At 73.6% G+C, this 18,974-nt stretch carries 14 protein-coding genes and 1 tRNA gene; 8 read left to right on the top strand and 7 right to left on the bottom strand.

Features of this window, described 5'->3' with window-relative positions:
- Nucleotides 1-11 precede the first annotated feature (11 nt).
- The 5 genes from ACH4SI_RS14205 to ACH4SI_RS14185 all read left to right on the top strand — a co-directional run bounded on the left by ACH4SI_RS14205 (nucleotide 12) and on the right by ACH4SI_RS14185 (nucleotide 3,898).
- Nucleotides 12-1,028 (top strand): ABC transporter ATP-binding protein, encoded by a 1,017-nt coding sequence (locus tag ACH4SI_RS14205; protein WP_398295974.1) that lies wholly within the window; start codon nucleotides 12-14, stop codon nucleotides 1,026-1,028.
- On the top strand, nucleotides 1,025-1,804 hold the full coding sequence (locus ACH4SI_RS14200) for an ABC transporter permease (protein ID WP_398295973.1): 780 nt from the start codon (nucleotides 1,025-1,027) through the stop codon (nucleotides 1,802-1,804). The genes ACH4SI_RS14205 and ACH4SI_RS14200 overlap by 4 nt, the downstream gene beginning before the upstream one ends.
- Nucleotides 1,805-1,840: 36 nt before the next feature.
- A complete protein-coding gene (locus ACH4SI_RS14195; RefSeq protein WP_398295972.1) occupies nucleotides 1,841-3,106 on the top strand; it encodes a sensor histidine kinase in 1,266 nt (421 codons plus the stop codon).
- Complete coding sequence (locus ACH4SI_RS14190) at nucleotides 3,103-3,723, top strand: response regulator (RefSeq protein ID WP_398295971.1); 621 nt, start codon at nucleotides 3,103-3,105, stop codon at nucleotides 3,721-3,723. The genes ACH4SI_RS14195 and ACH4SI_RS14190 overlap by 4 nt, the downstream gene beginning before the upstream one ends.
- Before the next feature lie 99 nt (nucleotides 3,724-3,822).
- A tRNA-Gly gene (locus ACH4SI_RS14185) sits at nucleotides 3,823-3,898 on the top strand.
- 48 nt (nucleotides 3,899-3,946) lie between these two features.
- Here the strand turns inward: ACH4SI_RS14185 and ACH4SI_RS14180 are convergent.
- The 4 genes from ACH4SI_RS14180 to purD form a co-directional block, all read right to left on the bottom strand.
- The gene (locus ACH4SI_RS14180; RefSeq protein ID WP_398295970.1) at nucleotides 3,947-4,864 is read right to left on the bottom strand and encodes a phosphoribosylaminoimidazolesuccinocarboxamide synthase; all 918 of its coding nucleotides are present in this window, start codon (nucleotides 4,862-4,864) and stop codon (nucleotides 3,947-3,949) included.
- Between the two features lie 84 nt (nucleotides 4,865-4,948).
- Complete coding sequence (locus tag ACH4SI_RS14175; RefSeq protein WP_398295969.1) at nucleotides 4,949-6,412, bottom strand: N,N-dimethylformamidase beta subunit family domain-containing protein; 1,464 nt, start codon at nucleotides 6,410-6,412, stop codon at nucleotides 4,949-4,951.
- A 301-nt stretch (nucleotides 6,413-6,713) separates the two neighbouring features.
- Complete coding sequence (locus ACH4SI_RS14170; RefSeq protein WP_398295968.1) at nucleotides 6,714-8,564, bottom strand: hypothetical protein; 1,851 nt, start codon at nucleotides 8,562-8,564, stop codon at nucleotides 6,714-6,716.
- A gap of 322 nt (nucleotides 8,565-8,886) precedes the next feature.
- Nucleotides 8,887-10,158, bottom strand: coding sequence for a phosphoribosylamine--glycine ligase (gene purD / locus ACH4SI_RS14165; RefSeq protein WP_398296064.1), 1,272 nt, complete (start codon nucleotides 10,156-10,158; stop codon nucleotides 8,887-8,889).
- Nucleotides 10,159-10,411: 253 nt separating this feature from the next.
- Between purD and ACH4SI_RS14160 the strand changes: the two genes are divergently transcribed.
- Nucleotides 10,412-11,167: an SLATT domain-containing protein gene (locus ACH4SI_RS14160; protein WP_398295967.1), complete on the top strand. Its 756-nt coding sequence runs from the start codon at nucleotides 10,412-10,414 to the stop codon at nucleotides 11,165-11,167.
- 47 nt (nucleotides 11,168-11,214) lie between these two features.
- Here ACH4SI_RS14160 and ACH4SI_RS14155 read toward each other — a convergent pair whose 3' ends face one another.
- From ACH4SI_RS14155 to ACH4SI_RS14145, 3 genes are all read right to left on the bottom strand, one after another.
- Nucleotides 11,215-11,865 (bottom strand): hypothetical protein, encoded by a 651-nt coding sequence (locus ACH4SI_RS14155; RefSeq protein WP_398295966.1) that lies wholly within the window; start codon nucleotides 11,863-11,865, stop codon nucleotides 11,215-11,217.
- Nucleotides 11,866-11,973: 108 nt separating this feature from the next.
- Complete coding sequence (locus ACH4SI_RS14150; protein ID WP_398295965.1) at nucleotides 11,974-12,660, bottom strand: GntR family transcriptional regulator; 687 nt, start codon at nucleotides 12,658-12,660, stop codon at nucleotides 11,974-11,976.
- Nucleotides 12,661-12,841: 181 nt separating this feature from the next.
- Nucleotides 12,842-14,212 carry an aspartate aminotransferase family protein gene (locus ACH4SI_RS14145; RefSeq protein ID WP_398295964.1) on the bottom strand — a complete coding sequence of 457 codons (1,371 nt, stop codon included), beginning with the start codon at nucleotides 14,210-14,212 and terminating at the stop codon, nucleotides 12,842-12,844.
- A gap of 277 nt (nucleotides 14,213-14,489) precedes the next feature.
- On the opposite strand from ACH4SI_RS14145, the gene ACH4SI_RS14140 reads away from it, so the two are divergent.
- On the top strand, nucleotides 14,490-17,027 hold the full coding sequence (locus ACH4SI_RS14140) for a protein kinase (protein ID WP_398295963.1): 2,538 nt from the start codon (nucleotides 14,490-14,492) through the stop codon (nucleotides 17,025-17,027).
- 53 nt (nucleotides 17,028-17,080) lie between these two features.
- A complete protein-coding gene (locus ACH4SI_RS14135; RefSeq protein WP_398295962.1) occupies nucleotides 17,081-18,895 on the top strand; it encodes a DUF4328 domain-containing protein in 1,815 nt (604 codons plus the stop codon).
- Nucleotides 18,896-18,974: the final 79 nt, after the last annotated feature.

The raw sequence follows: 18,974 nt of genomic DNA, 5'->3' as shown, positions 1-18,974 counted from the left end.
AGCCTGGAGCCATGGATGTGACAGAGAGCGCGATCGCGGTCGACGAGCTGTGGCGGAGATACGGACCGAGCGGGTCCCGGGGGTTCGACGCCGTGCGGGGCATCTCGTTCTCGGTGGCGCGCGGAGAGCTGTTCGCGTTGCTGGGCACGAACGGCGCGGGCAAGACCTCCACCATCGAACTGCTGGAAGGGCACGCCGCCCCGACCGGCGGCACGGTGCGGATCCTCGGCCACGACCCGTACCGGGAGCGGGCGAAGGTGCGGCCACGGATCGGGATGATGCTCCAGGAAGGCGGCCTCCCGCCCGAGCTGACGGTCGCCGAGACCGCGCGGATGTGGGCGGGCTGCACCAGCGGCGCCCGGCCCGTCCGGGAGGGCCTGGAACTGGTGGGGCTGGCGCGGCGGGCGGACGTACGGGTCAAGATGCTCTCCGGCGGCGAGCGGCGCCGGCTGGACCTGGCCCTCGCCCTGCTCGGCCGCCCCGAGGTGCTGTTCCTCGACGAGCCGACGACCGGTCTGGACGCGGAGGGCCGGCGGGACACCTGGGAGCTGGTGCGGACGCTGCGCGACCAGGGCACCACGGTGCTGCTGACCACCCATTACCTGGAGGAGGCCGAGGCGCTGGCCGACCGGCTCGCGATCATGCACGCGGGGCGGATCGCCACCTCCGGCCGGGTCGCGGACATCGTGGCCGCACGGCCCTCGCGCCTCTCCTTCACCCTTCCCGACGGCATCTCCCCGGGCGACCTGCCCCCGCCCGCCGCGCTGGGCGCCGTCGAACGGGACTCGCTGGGCCAGGCCGTACGGCTGCGCACCCGCGACCTCCAGCTCACCTCCACCGAGGTGCTGCTGTGGGCGCGGGAGCGGCGGATCGCGCTGAGCGGGCTCGACGCCCGGTCGGCCTCGCTGGAGGAGGCGTTCCTGCACATCGCGGGCACCGTCGACGGGGCACAAGGAGGCACGGCCCAGGGCGACTTGGCCCAGGTCGGCACGGAACAGGTCGGCATGGCACAGGGGGTAGCGCAGTGAGTACGACGGCACCGACCGCCGCACGGGGGCGGGTGTTCGCACTCGCCCGCGGCGAACTGACCCTGCTGGCCCGCAACAAGGCCGCGCTGGCGTACGCGCTGGTGCTGCCCGGCATGCTCACGTACAGCATGAAGACGGCCGTCGAGGGCGTCGACCTGGCGGGCACCGGGCTGGACCTGGGCACGATGCTGCTGTCCGGTTCGATCGGCATGGCCCTGGTGCTGGCCGTCTACATGAACCTCGTCGGCGTCTATGTGATCCGCCGTGAGGGCCTGGTCCTCAAGCGGCTGCGCGCCGGGGAGCTGACCGATCCGGAGATCCTGTCCGGGGCCGCGCTCCCCGCCGTCCTCCTCGGGCTCGTGCAATGCGTGCTGCTGGTGGGCTCGGTGAGCGCCGCGCTCGACGTGTCCGCGCCGGAGGCGCCGTATCTGGCCGTCGTCGGGATCGCGGTCGGCGTGGTGCAGATGGTGATGCTGGCCGCCGCGACCGCCGCGTTCACCAAGACCGCGGAGTCCGCGCAGCTGACCCCGGTGCCGATGATGATGCTCTCGATGGTCGGCTCCGGTCTGTTCGTGCCGCTGGACGTGATGCCGGACCAGGTGGCGTCGGTGTGCGAACTGTTGCCGCTGACGCCGGTGGTCGACCTCGTACGGGCCGGCTGGACCGGGGACATGAGCGCGGTCGACGTCCTGGGCAACCTCGCGACGGCGCTGGCCTGGACGGTGCTGGCAGGGTGGGCCGTGCGGAAGCGGTTCCCCTGGGAACCGCGGCGCTGACCGGGCGGGGCGAGGCGAGCGAGGGGTACGGGGTTCGTGATACGGCGATGGCGCGGAGCGGCGCGGCTGAAGCGGGTGGAACTGTTCACCCGGTGGATGCTGTACACGCTGCCGTGGTTCTACCAGCTCAGCATGTGTGCACCGCTGGCCGTGGGGCTACGGGGCACAGCACCCGCGCTGCAGTGGTCGCTGCTGGTCCTGTCCACGGTGCAGAGCGCGCTCGCCCTCCCGCTGTTGCGGCGCGGGCTCGACCACTATCTGCACGGCCGCCCGGTGGACCGCCGGTTGCCCGGGCTCGCCACCGTCCTGGCCGCTGCGGGGCTGGGGGTCGGGCTGGTGCTCCAGGCGACCGTCGAGCTGCACCAGCCGGGGGCGGCCGCCCGGACCGTCACGCTCACCCTGCTGCCGCTCGCCACCCCGTACGCGCTGCTGCTGCCGATGCGTACCTTCGCCGCCGTGCACACGGGGATCGCGGTGGCGCTGGCCGTGGCGGAGGCGGTGATCCGGCCGGGGGTCGCCGCCCCGCTGGGGGCCGTTCTCGGGGTCGCCGGGACCGGTGCGCTGTGTCTGTTCACGGTCCGCTGCTCGGGGTGGATGGTGCAGGTGATGTACGAGGTGGACGCCAACCGGGAGGTGCAGGCGCGGCTGGCGGTCGCGGAGGAGCGGCTGCGGTTCGGCCGGGACCTGCACGATGTGATGGGACGGAACCTGGCGGTGATCGCCCTCAAGAGCGAGCTGGCGGTGCAACTGGCGCGGCGGGAGCGGCCCGAGGCGGTGGACCAGATGGTGGAGGTGCAGCGGATCGCGCACGAGACCCAGATGGAGGTCCGGGGCGTGGTGCGCGGCTATCGGGAGGCGGATCTCCAGGTGGAGCTGGCCGGGGCGCGCTCGGTGCTGCGGGCGGCCCGGGTCGACTGCCGCGTGGACTGCCCGTCCGAGGACGGCGGCGGGGCGCCGCTGCCCGAGGCGGTGCGGTCCGCGCTGGGGTGGGTGGTCCGGGAGGGGACGACGAACGTGCTGCGGCACGCGGACGCCGGGTGGTGCGCGGTCCGGGTGCGGGTGCGCGCGGGGACGGCGGTGCTGGAGATGGAGAACGACGGGGTGCCCACGGACATGGAGACTCGGACCGGTACGGGGGCCGGTACCGGGGCGGGAGCCGGGACCGGATCAGGGGAGGGCAGCGGGCTGAAGGGGCTGCGGGAGAGGCTCGCGGCGCTCGGCGGCACGCTGGAGTCCGGTCCCGGCGACGGCGTCGGGACGTACCGGCTGCGGGCCGAACTCCCGCTGGAGGGCACCGCATGAACGACGGTGGGGTGATCCGGGTGCTGCTCGCCGACGACGAGCATCTGATCCGCGGCGCGCTCGCCGCGCTGCTGGCCCTGGAGGACGATCTGCTGGTGGTCGCCGAGGCCGCCTCCGGCCCGGAGGCGCTGGCGATGGCGCGGGCGCACCGGCCCGATGTGGCGGTGCTGGACCTCCAGATGCCGGGCACGGACGGGGTCGGGGTCGCGGCGGCGCTGCGGTCCGAGCTGCCGGACTGCCGCACCATGATCGTGACCAGTCATGGCAAGCCGGGGCACCTCAAGCGGGCGCTGGAGGCGGGGGCGCGGGGGTTCGTACCGAAGACCGCCTCGGCGCAGCGGCTCGCCGAGATCATCCGGGCGGTGCACGGCGGCAGCCGGTACGTGGACCCCGACCTGGCCGCCGACGCGATCAGCGCGGGCGACTCCCCGCTCACCGCGCGCGAGACGGAGCTGCTGGATCTGGCGGCGGACGGCGCTTCCATCGCGGAGATCGCCCGGCGGGCGGCGCTGTCCCCGGGGACGGTGCGGAACTATCTGTCGGCGGCGGCGGCGAAGCTGCACGCCGAGAACCGTCACGCGGCGGTCCGTAGGGCGCGCGAGCGGGGCTGGCTGTAGTTATGGCATGGCTTGCGGTGGTTTGTTTCCGGCGGTGGTGGCGGCGGCCGGAGGTTTGGTTATAGTGGAGGCGCGCCGAACGGGAAACCGGCGGTGCAGGCGGACGTAGCTCAGTTGGTAGAGCGCAACCTTGCCAAGGTTGAGGTCGCGAGTTCGAGCCTCGTCGTCCGCTCCAGATCAAGGGCCCCGGTCGATGCGACCGGGGCCCTTGTCGTGCTGTGGTTCACCAGCTGATGCCGGTCAGGCGCTCGTACGCCTCCACGTACTTCGCCCGCGTCTGCGCCACGACCTCCGCCGGGAGCGGCGGCGGGGGCTGCTCGCCGTGGCGGTCCCAGCCGGAGGCAGGGGAGGTCAGCCAGTCGCGGACGTACTGCTTGTCGAACGACGGCTGGGCGCGGCCGGGCTGCCAGGTGTCGGCGGGCCAGAAGCGGGACGAGTCGGGGGTCAGCACCTCGTCGGCGAGGACCAGCTCGGCGCCCTTCGCGTCCGCGGTCGCCTCCGCGTAGCCGAACTCGAACTTGGTGTCGGCCAGGATGATGCCCCGCTCCCGGGCGATGTCGCGGGCCCGGGCGTACACGGCGAGGGTGGTCTGGCGGAGGGTGGCGGCGGGTTCGGCGCCGATCCGGCGGGCGACCTCCTCGTAACTCACGTTCTCGTCGTGCTCGCCGACCTCGGCCTTGGTCGCCGGGGTGAAGATCGGGGTGGGCAGCTCGGAGCCGTCGGTCAGTCCGTCGGGCAGGGCGAGGCCGCAGACCGTGCGGTCGCGCTCGTACTCGGCGAGGCCGGAGCCGGTGAGGTAGCCGCGGGCCACGGCCTCGACCGGGATCATTTGCAGCGACCGGCACACCAGGGTGCGGCCCTGCCAGTCGGCGGGGGCGCCGGGGGGCAGCTCGGTGGACAGGACGTGGTGCGGGACGAGGTCGGCGAGCAGGTCGAACCACCACAGGGAGAGCTGGGTGAGGACCCGGCCCTTGTCGGGGATCTCGGTGGGCAGCACCCAGTCGTACGCGGACATCCGGTCGCTGGCGACCATGACGAGGTCGCCCCGCTCGGTCCGGTAGAGGTCGCGCACCTTGCCGGTGTGCAGGTGCTCAAGCCCCGGAACCTGCACCGGTTCGGGCTTTTCGACGAATCCGGACACGCTTCCTCCTGGTGGTTCTGTCCAAGCCACCACGATTCTCCCCCACGTCCTCCCGGCGGTGCCGACAGCCCCGCCCACCCCTGCTCACGCCCGCTTGCAGATGCGGTCCAGCAGATTCGCCGTCGCCCGCTGCACCCGCTCGTCCCGGTGCCCCGGCCGGTCCAGCGCCGGCGACCACGCGAAGGTGCCCGACGCGAACACCAGGGCACCACTGGGGGCGCGGTAGAGGGAGGTGTCCTGGTGGCGGGTGGTGCCCTCGCCGTCCTCGTACGGGGAGTGGGCGAGCAGGATGCGGCGCAGGTGCTCGGGCAGCGGGGTGCGCGGGAAGTAGCGGTCGGCCTCGCCCGCGACCAGGCCGGGCAGCTCGTCGCCCTCGGCCGCCCCGGTGGCCTCCCACAGCCAGTGGCCGCCGTTGCGCACGATCAGCGGCCGCGGCTCGGGCACCCGGCCCGCGTACTGGATGCCGATCAGCTGCTGCTCGGGCGCCGACTCGCGCCACAGCGCGGCGCGGCCGGGGCCGCGTCGCTTGCGGCAGGTCAGCAGGCGGTCCGGGCCGGACGGCGAGGGGGCCAGCTCGACCTGCCAGTACATGGTGTTCGCGGAGAGGAAGACCAGCGAGGTGCCGCTGTCCCGGGCCCGCTCGACGGTGCGCCGCATCGCGGCCGACCAGTACTCGTCGTGGCCGGGGAAGACCAGGCCGCGGTAGCGGGTGGGATCGACGCCGCCGGCGTGCAGATCGCGGGTCTCGGCGTAGGCGAGGTCGTAGCCGTAGCGCTCGGCCCAGCGGATGAAGTCGTACGCGTGGCCCACGTGGAGCGGCAGCCCCGCGCCCGCGTACGGCCGGTCGAAGGAGACCGTGACGGCCGCCTCGGACTCGCCGAGCAGCCGCCCCTGCTCGTCCCAGGCGTGGTAGAGGCTGGCGCCGGTGCGGCCGTCCTCCGGGTAGAGGTTGTACGCCTGCCAGGTGAAGTCGGGGAGCACCAGGAGCAGATCGGCGGGGCGGGTGTCGCGGACCGTGAACGGGATGTGGCTGCGGTAGCCGTCCACGGTGGTGAGCACGGCCACGTACGCCCCGAGCTTCCAGTACGAGGGGATCTGCAGCCGCCAGGACAGCCACCAGTGGTGGCAGGAGACGGTGCGGTCGGCGGTGAGCGGCGGCGGCTGCACGATGCCGGACAGCCGCGGGCTGGTGGTGATCTTCGACGCGCCGTCGCCGCCGTAGTGGCCGATGCGGTAGATGTCCACGCCGAACTGCTGCGGCGGGTCGACCGTGATGCGGAAGTCGATGGCCTCGCCGGGGGCGGCGGCGGAGGTCGAGGCGAAGCCCTTGATCTGGCGGCGCACATCGTCGGCGGTGCGCGGGCCGGGGATTCTGACGGCGGTCCCGGGGGCGTGGACATGATCCACGTACCAGGGGACCACATGGCCCGTGTCGTCGAAGTAGTTCTCGCTGGTGCGCAGCCAGGGCAGCGGACCCTGGCCGAAAGGATCCGTCACCGCGTGGGCCAGCGCCCCGGACTCCCAGCGCCGGATCTGGTCCGTCCCCATCCTCGTTCCCCTCCCTGCGTGCCCCGGCGGCGTCTCGTCGCCTCGCTGCCGTGCGTGCCCGTCCCGCCGGTCCGGGCCTTGTGGGTCCGGGTCGGCGGGTCCGGTCGGTGGGCCGGGCTGGTAGCCCCGTCCACTGGGCCGGGTGGCAGCGACCGGCCCAAGCACATCACATTACGCACCCACTCCGTCACCGATCGTCGTGAATTTTCCTCACGGAAACCATCCGTAAGCCATGATTCCGCGCCGGGCCGGACGATTCAGGGACGAATCAGGGACACCTGGGGGACGGGACAGGTACGAATCAGACGAGCCGCACCGGCTTCTCGGGGCGGACGCCGACCTCGGCGAGCCAGCTGCGCAGCGGGGCCGCGTCGCCGTCCTCCACCAGCGTGAGCACCGGGTGGGACAGATCGGCGCGGCGGCGGCCGGCCACGAGGAGCGCCGGGCCGTCGAGCCAGTCCAGGCCGGGGGCCGCGCCCGCGGTGTCCACGGCGGCGCAGCAGACCATCGCCGTCACATGGTCGGCGAGCAGCTCACGGCCGGTGCGGGGCGGCTGGAGCGGGAGCAGCGGCGCGAAACCGTCGATCCAGGGGTCGCCGCCCGCGCCCTCCGCCGTACGGGCCTGGCGGGCCTGTGCGGTGGCCCGGTGGGCGGCGGCCTCCTCGCGGGCCAGCTCCACGGTGAGCCGGGCCGCCAGGTCCTCGCCGAGGCCGTCGGCGCCGGTGCCGGTGCCTTCGGGGGTGGTGAGCCGCTCCATGACCCGGGCCAGGGTCGGCGGGGTGGGGGTGCTCGCGGGGGTCGGCGGCGGTCCTGACGGGTCCGGGCGCTCGTCGAGGACGCGGTGGAGGCGGGCCGCCTCCTGGCGCCATTTGCGGTCCACGACCTCTTCCGGATACTGCCCCCAGTCGACCGGGGCCCAGTCGGGGCACGGCTCCGGGGGGCCGCCGTGGAAGAGCCGCGCGGCCAGCAGCGACGTGGCCTCGTCGATCAGGCCGGGCTCCTCCAGCAGATCGCAGGCGGGCCGCTCGCTGAGCCGGGAGGCGAACCCCTCGGCGAGCCGGTCCCGGCGGGACAGCTCGGTCAGCGCCGACACCACGCCCGCGTCGAGCCGGGACGGCCAGCGGCCCATCCGCCAGGCGGGCAGCGCGACCCGGGTCAGCAGCCGGTCCCAGCCCGCGTAGGCGAGGCCCACCTGCTCCTGGGCGACGATCCGCAGCCCGTAGTCGACCGCCTGGGCCCGCTCGGAGGCGGCCGCGGCGACCGCGCGCTCCATCTGGGCGGCGTGGTCACGGCAGGCGCGCAGCAGCAGCCGGGCGGTCCAGCCGACGAAGGCGAGGGCGGGGCGGCGGACGGCCCGGCCGAGCGGGCTGCCGGTGCCGGCCCCGCCCGCCGGGTCGTCGTCACTGTCCGCGGCGACCGCCACGGCGGCGTCCAGCCCGCGCACGAAGCGGCGGGCGGCGGCTATGTCCGGGTGGACGGAGGGTCCGGTGCCGGCCACCACGGGCGCCAGCAGCGCGCGCAGCTCGGCGACCCGCATCCACCACAGGAACGGCGATCCGATCACCAGGACCGGGGCCCGGGGCGCGCGGCGCTCCCGCCGGTCGGCCCGGGAGCGGCCGCTCCGGAGACGGTCCGCCCGGTCCGCGCCCGGCGGTCCCACCGTGTGCACCGCGCGGGACTCCTCGGGCGGATGCCGGTCCTTGCCGCCACTGCCGCCTTCGCCGTGCGCCGGATGCGCGCGGTCCTCCAGCCAGCTGTCGCAGTCCGGGGTGAGCGCTATGGCGGACGGCGCGGGCACCTCCAGCCGCTGCGCCAGGTCGCGGACCAGCCGGTACAGATCCGGGGCCGTCTCCTCGGCGATGGGCACCGTGGGCGTCAGGGCCGGTCTCGCCCGTACGACCACGGCGGCCACCCCCGCCGCCAGCACCAGGACGAGCAGGGCACCGCCGATCACCGCCCAGCGCAGCGCGGTCCAGCCCTCGTCGTGCGAACCGCCGCCGATGCGGCCGGTGGCGCTGCCCGTCAGCAGCACGACCGCCACCGCGGCCGGAAGGAGGGCGACCGCGAGCGCGGCGCCCCGGATACGCAGTACGGCGAGGGCACGGGCGCGTGCCGCCAGTGCACCTGCTTCCGGACCTGCCACGGTTCTCATCACCCCCTCCTGTCCGGCCGGTGGTTGAACAGCGGACGACGGCGGCGTTGTCTATCCCCCACTGTGGCACCGGCCGCCCGCTCCGCAATGCCGATGGGCCAGTTGCCGCACCTCGCCTGAGCGGCACAGTAGTTGGAGGCGGGGCGTGCGTCAGCAGGATGCGGAAGCCCTCACCCGATGGAATGGCCTTGGGGAGAACCGGGAACCTGGTGGAGTTCGGCTGGAAGCACCGTGACTCGGGCGCTGTCAGCGCTGTCAGCGCTGTCAGCACTGTCAGCCGCTGACATCACTGACAGCGGCGTCCACGCCATTTCAGCAGCCGTCAGCCGCCGGCCGCGCCGTTCGCGGCCGCCTTCGCCGCGATGTCGGTCCGGTGGTGGGAGCCGTCGAGCCCGATCCGGGACACCGCCCGGTACACCCGCTCCCGGGCCTTGGCCAGGTCGGAGCCGGAGGCGGTGACGGACAGCACCCTGCCGCCAGCGCTCACCACCTCGCCGGACGCGCCGTCCCGCTTGGTGCCCGCGTGCAGCACGTACGCCTTGGGCCCGTCCTCCGCGGCCACCTCGTCAAGACCGGTGATCGGGTCGCCGGTGCGCGGCGTGCCGGGGTAGTTGTGCGAGGCGATGACCACGGTCACGGCGGCGCCGTCGCTCCAGCGCAGCGGCGGCTCGGCGGCCAGCGCCCCGGTCGCGGCGGCCTTCAGCAGACCGGCGAGGGGGGTCTTCAGCCGGGCCAGCACGACCTGGGTCTCCGGGTCGCCGAAGCGCGCGTTGAACTCGATGACCCGCACCCCGCGCGAGGTGATCGCGAGCCCCGCGTACAGCAGCCCGGAGAAGGGCGTGCCGCGGCGGCGCAGCTCGTCGACGGTGGGCTGGCAGACCGTGGCCACGATCTCGTCCACCAGGGCGGGGTCGGCCCAGGGCAGCGGGGAGTAGGCGCCCATGCCGCCGGTGTTCGGGCCCTCGTCGGCGTCGTACGCCCGCTTGAAGTCCTGCGCGGGCTGGAGCGGCACCACGGTCTCGCCGTCGGTCACCGCGAACAGCGACACCTCGGGGCCGTCCAGGAACTCCTCGATCACCACGCGGCCGCAGGCCAGCGCGTGCTCGCGGGCCTCCGCCAGATCGCCGGTCACCACGACGCCCTTGCCCGCGGCGAGACCGTCGTCCTTGACGACGTACGGCGGGCCGAAGGCGTCGAGGGCCTCGTCGACCTCGGCGGGGGTGGTGCAGACGTAGGCGCGGGCGGTGGGCACGTTCGCCGAGGCCATGACGTCCTTCGCGAACGCCTTCGACCCCTCCAGCCGCGCCGCCTCGGCGGACGGCCCGAAGGCCGGGATCCCCCGCGCGCGCACGGCGTCGGCGACGCCCGCGACGAGCGGCGCCTCCGGGCCGACGACCACCAGCTCCGCGTCCAGCGCGGCGGCCAGGTCGGCGACGGCCGCGCCGTCGAGGACATCGACGGCGTGCAGCTCGGCGACCTCCGCGATACCGGCGTTGCCGGGCGCGCAGTGCAGTGCGGTGACGTCGGGATCGAGGGAGAGGGAGCGGCACAGGGCGTGTTCGCGGGCGCCGCCGCCGATGACGAGGACCTTCACGGTAGGCACCCTACGACCTCCCCGGTCCGGACGGCCCGGCCGGGTCAGTACGCGGGACGAGCGGGTCAGGACGCGGCCCGGGCGGCTGGGCACTCTTTCGGGTGAGCGGGAATGGGGCCCTATATCCGATGTCCACCACTAATGGGCGGAATACCCGTGATCGTGGCCGCGTGGCCAGCCGTTCGGCGGTAGGAATGGTCGTCGCGCATCAGCCGCGCGCCAGGAGAGACACCGCCGCAGAGGGAGTGCACGGGTGAGTCAGCCGGAGATGCAGCCCGAGGAACTCCCTCGGCAGGAGGGTGCGAGGAGCAGGCCGCCGCGGGAGGACCTGCTCGGCCGGCCTTTCCCGCATGGCGACTGGGGGGAGCCCGCGGAGCGCCTCGACGAGCTGTACCAGTGGGTCGAGGAGGGCGCGCTGCGGGTGGGCGCCTGGTACCTGGCCGACCGGTGGTGGAAGCGGCGGGCCGCCCGGGGCTTACGGGCGGGGGCCGCGGCCGGGGCGGTGGCGGGGACCGTGCTGCCGCTGCTGGAGCTGGTCGGGGTGGTGGGCGGCGGGGCCGGCTGGGGCGCGCTGGCGCTGCTGCTGGCCGTCGCGTGCGTGGGCTGCGACCGGTATTTCGGGCTGACGTCCGGCTGGATGCGGGACGTGGCCACGGCGCAGGCGGTCCAGCGGCGGCTGGAGTCGCTGCAGTTCGACTGGGCGTCGGAGAGCGTCCGGGAGGTGCTGGGCCCGACCGAGGGCACCGCTTCCGAGGCCGTGGAGCGGTGTCTGGCGGTGCTACGGAGGTTCTGCGAGGACGTGTCGGAGCTGGTGCGGACCGAGACCGCGGGCTGGATGCTGGACTTCGGCTCGGGATCGGTGCCGATGTTCACCCATTCGCCGTTCACCCGGTCACTGGTGGCCCAGGACTCCCGCCCGGACGGCGGGAGCCCCGCGCACCGCTTTCCGCTGCCGCCGGGCGCCCGGCCCAATATGCCGCGGCAGCGTCCCCCCGAGCCGCCCCGCTGACAGCGGGCAGCCCGGCCGATGCAGCCGAATCAGCCGAATCAGCCGATTCAGCTGAAGAGGATCATCGACCCTTGGCCCAGGCTGCGGGTCGCGGCCGCGTGCAGGCCCAGCCAGACATGGCGTTCGCGGGCGAACGGGCTGTCCTCGTACGGCCCGGGCACGGCCGGCTCCTCCAGGCTGGTCGGCCGGGAGGGGGGCGTGGGGGCGGCCGGTGGGTTGGACGGGTCGATGCCGAGCGCCGGGGCGACCGCCTCCAGCTCGCGCAGCAGCCCATGGCTGGACCCCAGGGGGCCGCCGCCCTCCATGAGTTCGTCGTTGGCCAGCGGGCTCGGGAAGTCGACGGGGACGTAGGCGCCCGCGTGGTCGTAGTGCCACACCAGGTGCGACTGCTTGGCCGTGGACTCGAACATCTCCAGCAACTGCTCGTAGTCGCCGCCGAGTTCGTCGACCGGGGCGACCTCGAGCCCGCACAGCTGGAGGAGGTAGGCGCGGCGCAGGAAGTGGAGTGCGTCGTAGTCGAATCCGGCTACCGGGGCGACGTCCCCGGACAGGCCCGGCATGTAGCCGAGGACGGGCACCGGCGGCAGACCGGCGTCACCGAGGGCCTTGTCGTAGGTTGCGATCTCGTCGGCGAAGGGATTGTCGGGGCTGTGGCACAGCACGTCGACAAGGGGGACCAGCCAGAGGTCACAGGCCACGCGATCTCACTCTCGTATCCGTATGGTCGCTGGTCGGTTCAGCGTAGTGCCCCGGATACGCGGCGCGAAGAGCGCCGACGGCAGCTCTCACCCTCACGGGGAGCGCTCTCAGGGGGTGTCGGTCACCAACCGCTCGATCAGCGCACGGAAGTGCGCGTTGTACGCCGATATGAGCCGCTCGGAGGTCGTGGGATCACCGCGGGTGACGGCCGCGGTCAGCTCGCAGTGGCCCGCCCACAGCTCGCCGCGCAGATCGGGGACCCGGCGCAGATACGGCACGGTGAAGACCCACGTCTGCATCCGCAGCCGCTGGAGGAAGTCGGTGATGTAGGGGTTGCCGACCAGCCCGCATATCTCGCGCCAGAACCGCAGGTCGTAGCCGATGAGGATGTCGAGGTCGCCGCCGCGGGCGGCCCGCTCGGCGGCCTCGGCCCGGCGCCGCACCGAGGCCAGGGACTGCGGGTCCATGGTCCTCAGCGTCTGCTCGACGGCGTGCCGGAACAGCCCCTCGACGACCATGTTGCGGGCGTCGACCATGTGCCGGAAGTCCTTGATGGTGAACTCGTGCACCTTGAAACCACGGTGTTCCTCGACGTCCAGCAGCCCCTGGGAGCACAGGTCGAGCAGGGCCTCGCGGACCGGGGTGGCGGAGACGCCGTAGTGGTCGGCCATCTCCTTGACCGTGAACTGCCGCCCCGCCGGCAGTCTGCCCGCCAGCACCTCGTCACACAGCGCGTCGGCGATCTGCTGCCGCAAGGTGTTCCGCTTGACCGGGCTGGTGCCGGGCACGGGCATCGAGGACCGTCTCCTTCCGCGGCCGTCGTGTCATGTCATCCGGAAGGAAGCGGACGGCCCTCGCATCACGATATGCGAGGGCCGTTGCGCAAAGTACGCAGAGTCAGGTGGTGGCCCACACCGGACGGCTATATGTGGCTATGGGGTGTGAAGAGGACGTGACGCCGCGGTGAGGGATCGGCTACACGGTGTGGGCGTCCGCCGCGCTCAGCGCCTCGTCCAGAATCGCCAGACCCTCCTTGGCCTCGGACTCGGTGACCGTGCACGGCGGCACCACGTGCGTCCGGTTCATGTTCACGAACGGCCACAGCCCGCCGCGCTTGCAGGCGGCCGCGAAGTCGGCCATGGGCTGATTGGCGGGGCCGCTCGCGTTGTACGGGACGAGCGGTTCGCGCGTCTCCTTGTTCTTGACCAGATCGAGCGCCCAGAAGACGCCCAGACCGCGCACCTCGCCGACCGAGGGGTGGCGCTCGGCGATCTCCTTGAGGGCCGGGCCGATCACGTTCTCCCCGATCGCGGCCGCGTTCTCCACGATGCCCTCCTCCGCCATCGCGTTGATGGTGGCGACGGCGGACGCGCAGGCCAGCGGATGCCCGGAGTAGGTGAGGCCGCCGGGGTAGGGCCGCTGGTCGAAGGTGGCCGCGATCTCGGCGGAGATGGCGACGCCGCCGAGCGGTACGTAGCCGGAGTTGACGCCCTTGGCGAAGGTCAGGAGATCCGGGGTGACGCCGAAGTGGTCGGCCGCGAACCAGTGGCCGGTGCGGCCGAAGCCCGCCATGACCTCGTCCAGGATGAAGACGATCCCGTACCGGTCGCAGATCTCCCGGACCCCGGCCAGATAGCCGGGCGGCGGCACCATGATCCCTGCGGTGCCGGGGATGGTCTCCAGGATGATCGCGGCGATACCGGCCGGGCCCTCGTACGCGATGGTGTCTTCCAGGTGGCGCAGCGCGCGCTCGCACTCCTGCGCCTCGTTCTCGGCGTGGAACGGCGAGCGGTAGAGGAACGGCGCCCAGAAGTGGACGACACCGGCCGAGGCGGTGTCGGAGGGCCAGCGGCGCGGGTCACCGGTCAGGTTGATCGCGGCGGCGGTGGCGCCGTGGTACGAGCGGTAGGCGGAGAGCACCTTGGACCGGCCGGTGTGCAGCCGGGCCATGCGGACCGCGTTCTCGACGGCCTCGGCGCCGCCGTTGGTGAAGAAGATCTTGTCCAGGTCGCCGGGGGTGCGCTCGGCGACCAGCCGCGCCGCCTCGGACCGCGTGTCCACCGCGAAGCCCGGCGCGATCGTGCACATCTTCGCCGCCTGCTCCTGGATGGCGGCGACGACCTTGGGGTGCTGGTGGCCGATGTTGGTGTTGACCAGCTGACAGCTGAAGTCGAGGTAGCGGTTGCCGTCGTAGTCCCAGAAGTACGAGCCGTCGGCGCCCGCGATCGCGAGCGGGTCGATCAGCCCCTGCGCGGACCAGGAGTGGAAGACGTGTGCGCGGTCGGCAGCCTTCACAGCGGCGCCGGCGGCGGGATCGGGGCTGGGGTGCGTGGACTGCACGGACACGTTCGCTACCTCGGATCGCTCGCGGGTCTGGGGCGCCCCCCAGCGTACGGAGCCGCCGGACCGGCCGCACACCGCCAAGGTGTACGGCTTCGGGCGTGCGGCCCGGCACTGTGTCGGGGGCCGCGTTCCCGGCGTCTTTCCGCGCCGGGGAGCCGTGCGCGCGTCCCGCGCATACGGAACCGATAACGGATCGCCCGCGTCGTCCACTTCGCTCTCGGCCGCCTTTATTCTCTCCGGGGGGCTGATCAGGGGGATCAGGGAAGGGACGTTCGTCAGCATGGAAGACCTGGGGGCGGAAGACCCACGCTGGATCGGCGAGTACCGACTGCTCAGGCGGCTGGGTGCGGGCGGAATGGGCCGGGTGTTCCTGGCGTACTCGGCGCGGGGGCGTACGGTCGCGGTGAAACTCGTCCAGGCCGAATTGGCGCGGCAAACCGAATTCCGGCGGCGCTTCACCCAGGAAGTGCGGGCCGCCCAGCGCGTGGGCGGCGAATGGACGGCCCCGGTCCTGGACGCCGACACCGAGGCCGCCACCCCGTGGGTCGCCACCGGCTACATCGCCGGACCCTCGCTGCACGCCATCGTCGCCGAGTCCGGTCCCCTGCCCGAACGGACCGTGCGCATCCTCGGCAACGGCCTCACCCGCGCCCTGCGGTCCATCCACGGCGCCGGTCTCGTGCACCGCGACCTCAAGCCGTCCAACGTCCTCATCACCATCGACGGGCCGCGCGTCATCGACTTCGGCATCGCCCGCGCCCTGGAGACCGTCACCGACGGCATCCTCACGCGCAGCGGCGCGGTCGTCGGCTCCCCGGGCTTCATGTCGCCCGAGCAGGTGCGCGGCGAACGCGTCACCCCCGCCAGCGACGTCTTCTGCCTCGGCTCGGTACTCGCCTTCGCCGCCACCGGCCGCCAGCCGTTCGGCACCGCCGACAGCGGTGTGCACGCGGTGATGTACCGCATCGCCCAGGAGGAGCCCGACCTGACCGGGCTCCCGGAGGGGCTGCGCGAGCTGGTCACCGACTGCCTGCGGAAGGTCCCGGAGGAACGCCCCGGCCTGGATGAGCTGCTGGCCAGTACGGCCGGTCCGGAGGACGAGGCGGGCGCGGGCGCCGAACCCTGGCTGCCGGGCGGCCTCGTTGCCCAACTCGGCCGCCATGCGGTGCAGCTGCTGGACGTGGAGACGCCCGCCGCGTCGCCGGTACGGCCCGCCGTGCCCGCCCCACCGCCGCTCCCGCCGACGGCGGGCGCCGTCCCGCCGCCGCCCGCGGCCCCGCCGTCCGCGACGTCGTACCCCCTGGCCCCGCCGCCGCCCAGCGCCCCGCCCCCGCGGCCCCCGGCCGCCCCGCCGAAGCCTGCGGCCCAGCCGGAGGAGGCACCTGGTGCCCCGGGGTCGCGTCCCGGCCAGGAAGCGGGCCCGCGCGGGGAAGCGCGGCCCGCTGACCGGCCCGCCGCCACGCCACCCCGGGGAGAGCCCCGGGCCGCCGCCGAGCAGCACGCCGCGGGCCCGTACGCCACCGGGGCGCAGGGCCCCGCCGGACCGCACGCCGCCACACCGCCACACGGCGGGCAGCAGGCCGCGGAGCCGCATGGCTCAGGGCAGGCCGCCACGCCGTCGCGAGGCGGGCAGGAGGCTGCCGGGCCCTATGCCGCTGGAGGTGCGGCCGCAGGCCCGCAGGGCGAGCCGGCCGCCGCCGGACCCCACGCCGCAGGGCCACAGGGCCCCGCCGAGGCGCAAGGTGCCGCACGGCCGGCCGCCACGCCGCCGCAGGGGGCGGCGCAGGCGTTCGGGCCGCCCGAGGTCACGTCGTTCGGACCGCCGACGCCGCCCAACGGACCCGGCGGACCCAACGGGCCCGGGGCGCAGGGTGCCGGGAAGGGGCGGCACAAGAGGGTCGTCTTCGCCTCGGCCGCCCTGGTCACGCTGCTCATCGCCTCGGCGGCGGTCGTCGCGGTCGTCAAGTCCAACAGCGACAGCGGCGGCAAGGGCGAGCAGGCCACCGACTACGACAAGATGACCCACACCCCGCCCGGCACCGGTCCGGGGAAGTCGAAGGCGCCCGGCGGGGGTTCGGGGTCGCCGGGGCCCTCGGCCACCAAGCTGGGCTCGGCCGGCGATGTGCCGCAGAGCTATCTGGGGGCCTGGGAGGGCGAGATCAAGCAGGACGGCGACGCCACCGGCAAGATCCGCCGGATCGTCCTCTCGCAGGGCGCGATCGGCTCGTCGGTGGCGGACACGATGATGTCCGAGCCGGACAAGTACTGCCAGAGTTCGGCGACCCTCAAGTCGGCGGACAGCCTGCTGGTGATCGAGGACGAGGACGTGTCGGTCAGCGTGCCGGACGAGGCGTGCAGCGCCGTCGGGGAGCAGACCCTGCGGCTGGGGGACGACGGCTCGCTGGCGTGGAGCACCACGGACGGCTCCGCGGAGGCGACGCTGCGCCCCTCGACGACCGGGGACAAGGCCGTACCGGCGGCCTACCAGGGCACCTGGCTGGCCAAGGACGCGTTCGGGGAGAAGGGCGCCACCCGGAAGTTGACGATCAGTCAGGGAGCCATCGGCGCCGCGGTGGCCGAGCAGATCGGCGACAGCAGCAAGTACCACTGCGAGGGCAAGCGGATGCTGGCCTCGGTCGAGAAGGGCCTGGTGCTGAGCCCCATCAAGGTCACGAAGGCCACACCGGAGGATCTGTGCGAGACGGGAACCTCGCTCACTTTCACGGCGTCTGGAAAGGACAAGCTCCGGGTCGTGTATGAAGACCCGGACAGCTTCAGCGATGAGACGATGACCCAGACCTTCACCCGTCTTAACTGATCGGCCGATCGGCGTACGGGGACCATCGGCACACGGACAGGAGCCACACCGCGATGGAGAACCTCGGGGCCCAGGACCCGCGGTGGATCGGCGAGTACCAACTGCTCGGCAGGCTCGGCGAGGGCGGAATGGGCAAGGTGTACCTCGCCCGTTCGGCCCGTGGCCGTACCGTCGCCGTGAAGCTGGTGCAGGCCGAACTCGCCCGGCAAGCGGATTTCCGGGGCCGCTTCAAGCGCGAGGTGGAGGCGGCGAGACGGGTGGGCGGTCAGTGGACCGCGCCCGTGCTCGACGCCGACACCGAGGCGGCGGTGCCGTGGGTGGCCACGGGGTACATCGGCGGACCGTCCCTGCACGCGGTGGTGGCGGAGGACTTCGGGGCGCTGCCCGAGCAGTCGGTGCGGGTGCTGGCGCACGGTCTGTCGCTGGCGCTGCGCGACATCCACGGTGCGGGGCTGATCCACCGCGACCTCAAGCCGTCCAACATCCTGATCACGATCGACGGCCCGCGGGTCATCGACTTCGGCATCGCCCGCGCCCTGGACGCGGTGGGCGGCGGCAACAGCAATCTGACCGTGACGGGTGCGGTCGTCGGCTCGCCGGGGTTCATGTCGCCGGAGCAGGTGCGCGGCGAGACCGTGACCGTGGCGAGCGATGTGTTCTGCCTGGGGTCGGTGCTCGCGTTCGCGGCCACCGGGCGGCAGCCGTTCGGCCGGGTGGACAGCGGCATACACGCCCTGATGTACCGAATAGCCCAGGAGGAGCCCGACCTGGACGGGCTGCCCGAGGGGCTGCTGGGCCTGGTCAGCGCCTGTCTGAGCAAGGACCCGGCGCAGCGTCCTTCGGTGCCGGACCTGATCGCGTACACCGAGGCCGCCGCGCCCGATCCCGCCGAGCCCTGGCTGCCGGGCGGCCTGCTGGCCCGGCTCGGCCGGGACGCGCTCCAGCTGCTGGAGGCCGAGAACCCGCATCAGCAGGCGCCGGCCCCCGCGCCCACACCGCCGCAGAGCGCGTACGCGAATCCGAGCCCTTCACCGTCCGCGTACGCCACTCCGCCCACCCCCTCCGCGTACGCCACTCCGGGCGGCCCGGCGGCGCCCGCGTACCCGATGGCGCAGCAGCCGGCACAGCCGTGGCCGCAGCAGGGCGGCTACCGGACCCCGGCCGGCTCGCCGGGGCAGGGCGGGACGGTGCGCTCGGTGCGGGCGCTGGGGAACACCCTGGTCGGCGTGTTCAGCCTGTGGATGCTGATGACGATCAGCGACCTGTATCTGCGGATGTCGCAGTTCGGCGCGCTCCGCGACCTGGCCGCGCACGAGGGATCCCGCGCCGCGGTCGGCCGCAGGACGACGGCGATCACCTCGCTGGACGGCGCCCTGGGCATGTGTGTGGTGGCGCTGGTCGTGCTGTGGCTGGTCTGGTTCCGGCGTACGTACGTCAACGCCACGGTGCTGTCCCCCGGCCGGCTGCGGTTCGGCAGCGGCTACGCCGTCGGCGCGTGGTTCATCCCGGTCGCGCTGCTGTGGATCCCCAAGCAGATCGCGAACGACATCTGGACCGGCAGCACTCCCCCGGGCCCCGGACGGGTGTCCCGGGCGGCGCTGCACTGGTGGTGGATGGCGTTCGTGGTGATGTGCTTCTCCGCCCCGACCGCCGGTCTCCTGGAGGTGACCGTCGACGCCGAGGACCTGGACGAACGGATCTCGACCGCCGGTCACATCGTGGACGACGGCATCTCGCTGCTGGCCGCGGCGCTGGCCCTCGTCGTGGTGGTGAAGCTGACCGGGATGCAGGAGAGGCGGCGGGCGGCGCAGCGACAGCAGCAGCAACAGCCCGTGCCCGCCGGGGTCTTCGGCCCGCCCGCGGCCTGACGTACGCCCTGGCCCGGCACCCGCAGCCCGACGCACCACAGTCCGCACGCACCACGGCCCGCACGCACCACGGCCCGCA

The sequence above is a fragment of the Streptomyces sp. NPDC021212 genome, assembly GCF_044332925.1.
Lineage (GTDB): Bacteria > Actinomycetota > Actinomycetes > Streptomycetales > Streptomycetaceae > Streptomyces.
Note: the sequence above shows the minus strand (reverse complement) of the source record. Positions and strands in the feature narration are given on the sequence as shown.

Excerpts from the sequence above, each read along its gene's own strand:
- ACH4SI_RS14205 (WP_398295974.1), top strand. The coding sequence starts at position 12 with ATGGATGTGACAGAGAGCGCGATCGCGGTCGACGAGCTGTGGCGGAGA.
- ACH4SI_RS14190 (WP_398295971.1), top strand. The coding sequence starts at position 3,103 with ATGAACGACGGTGGGGTGATCCGGGTGCTGCTCGCCGACGACGAGCAT.
- ACH4SI_RS14175 (WP_398295969.1), bottom strand. The coding sequence starts at position 6,412 with ATGGGGACGGACCAGATCCGGCGCTGGGAGTCCGGGGCGCTGGCCCAC.
- ACH4SI_RS14170 (WP_398295968.1), bottom strand. The coding sequence starts at position 8,564 with ATGAGAACCGTGGCAGGTCCGGAAGCAGGTGCACTGGCGGCACGCGCC.
- ACH4SI_RS14150 (WP_398295965.1), bottom strand. The coding sequence starts at position 12,660 with ATGCCCGTGCCCGGCACCAGCCCGGTCAAGCGGAACACCTTGCGGCAG.
- ACH4SI_RS14140 (WP_398295963.1), top strand. The coding sequence starts at position 14,490 with ATGGAAGACCTGGGGGCGGAAGACCCACGCTGGATCGGCGAGTACCGA.
- ACH4SI_RS14135 (WP_398295962.1), top strand. The coding sequence starts at position 17,081 with ATGGAGAACCTCGGGGCCCAGGACCCGCGGTGGATCGGCGAGTACCAA.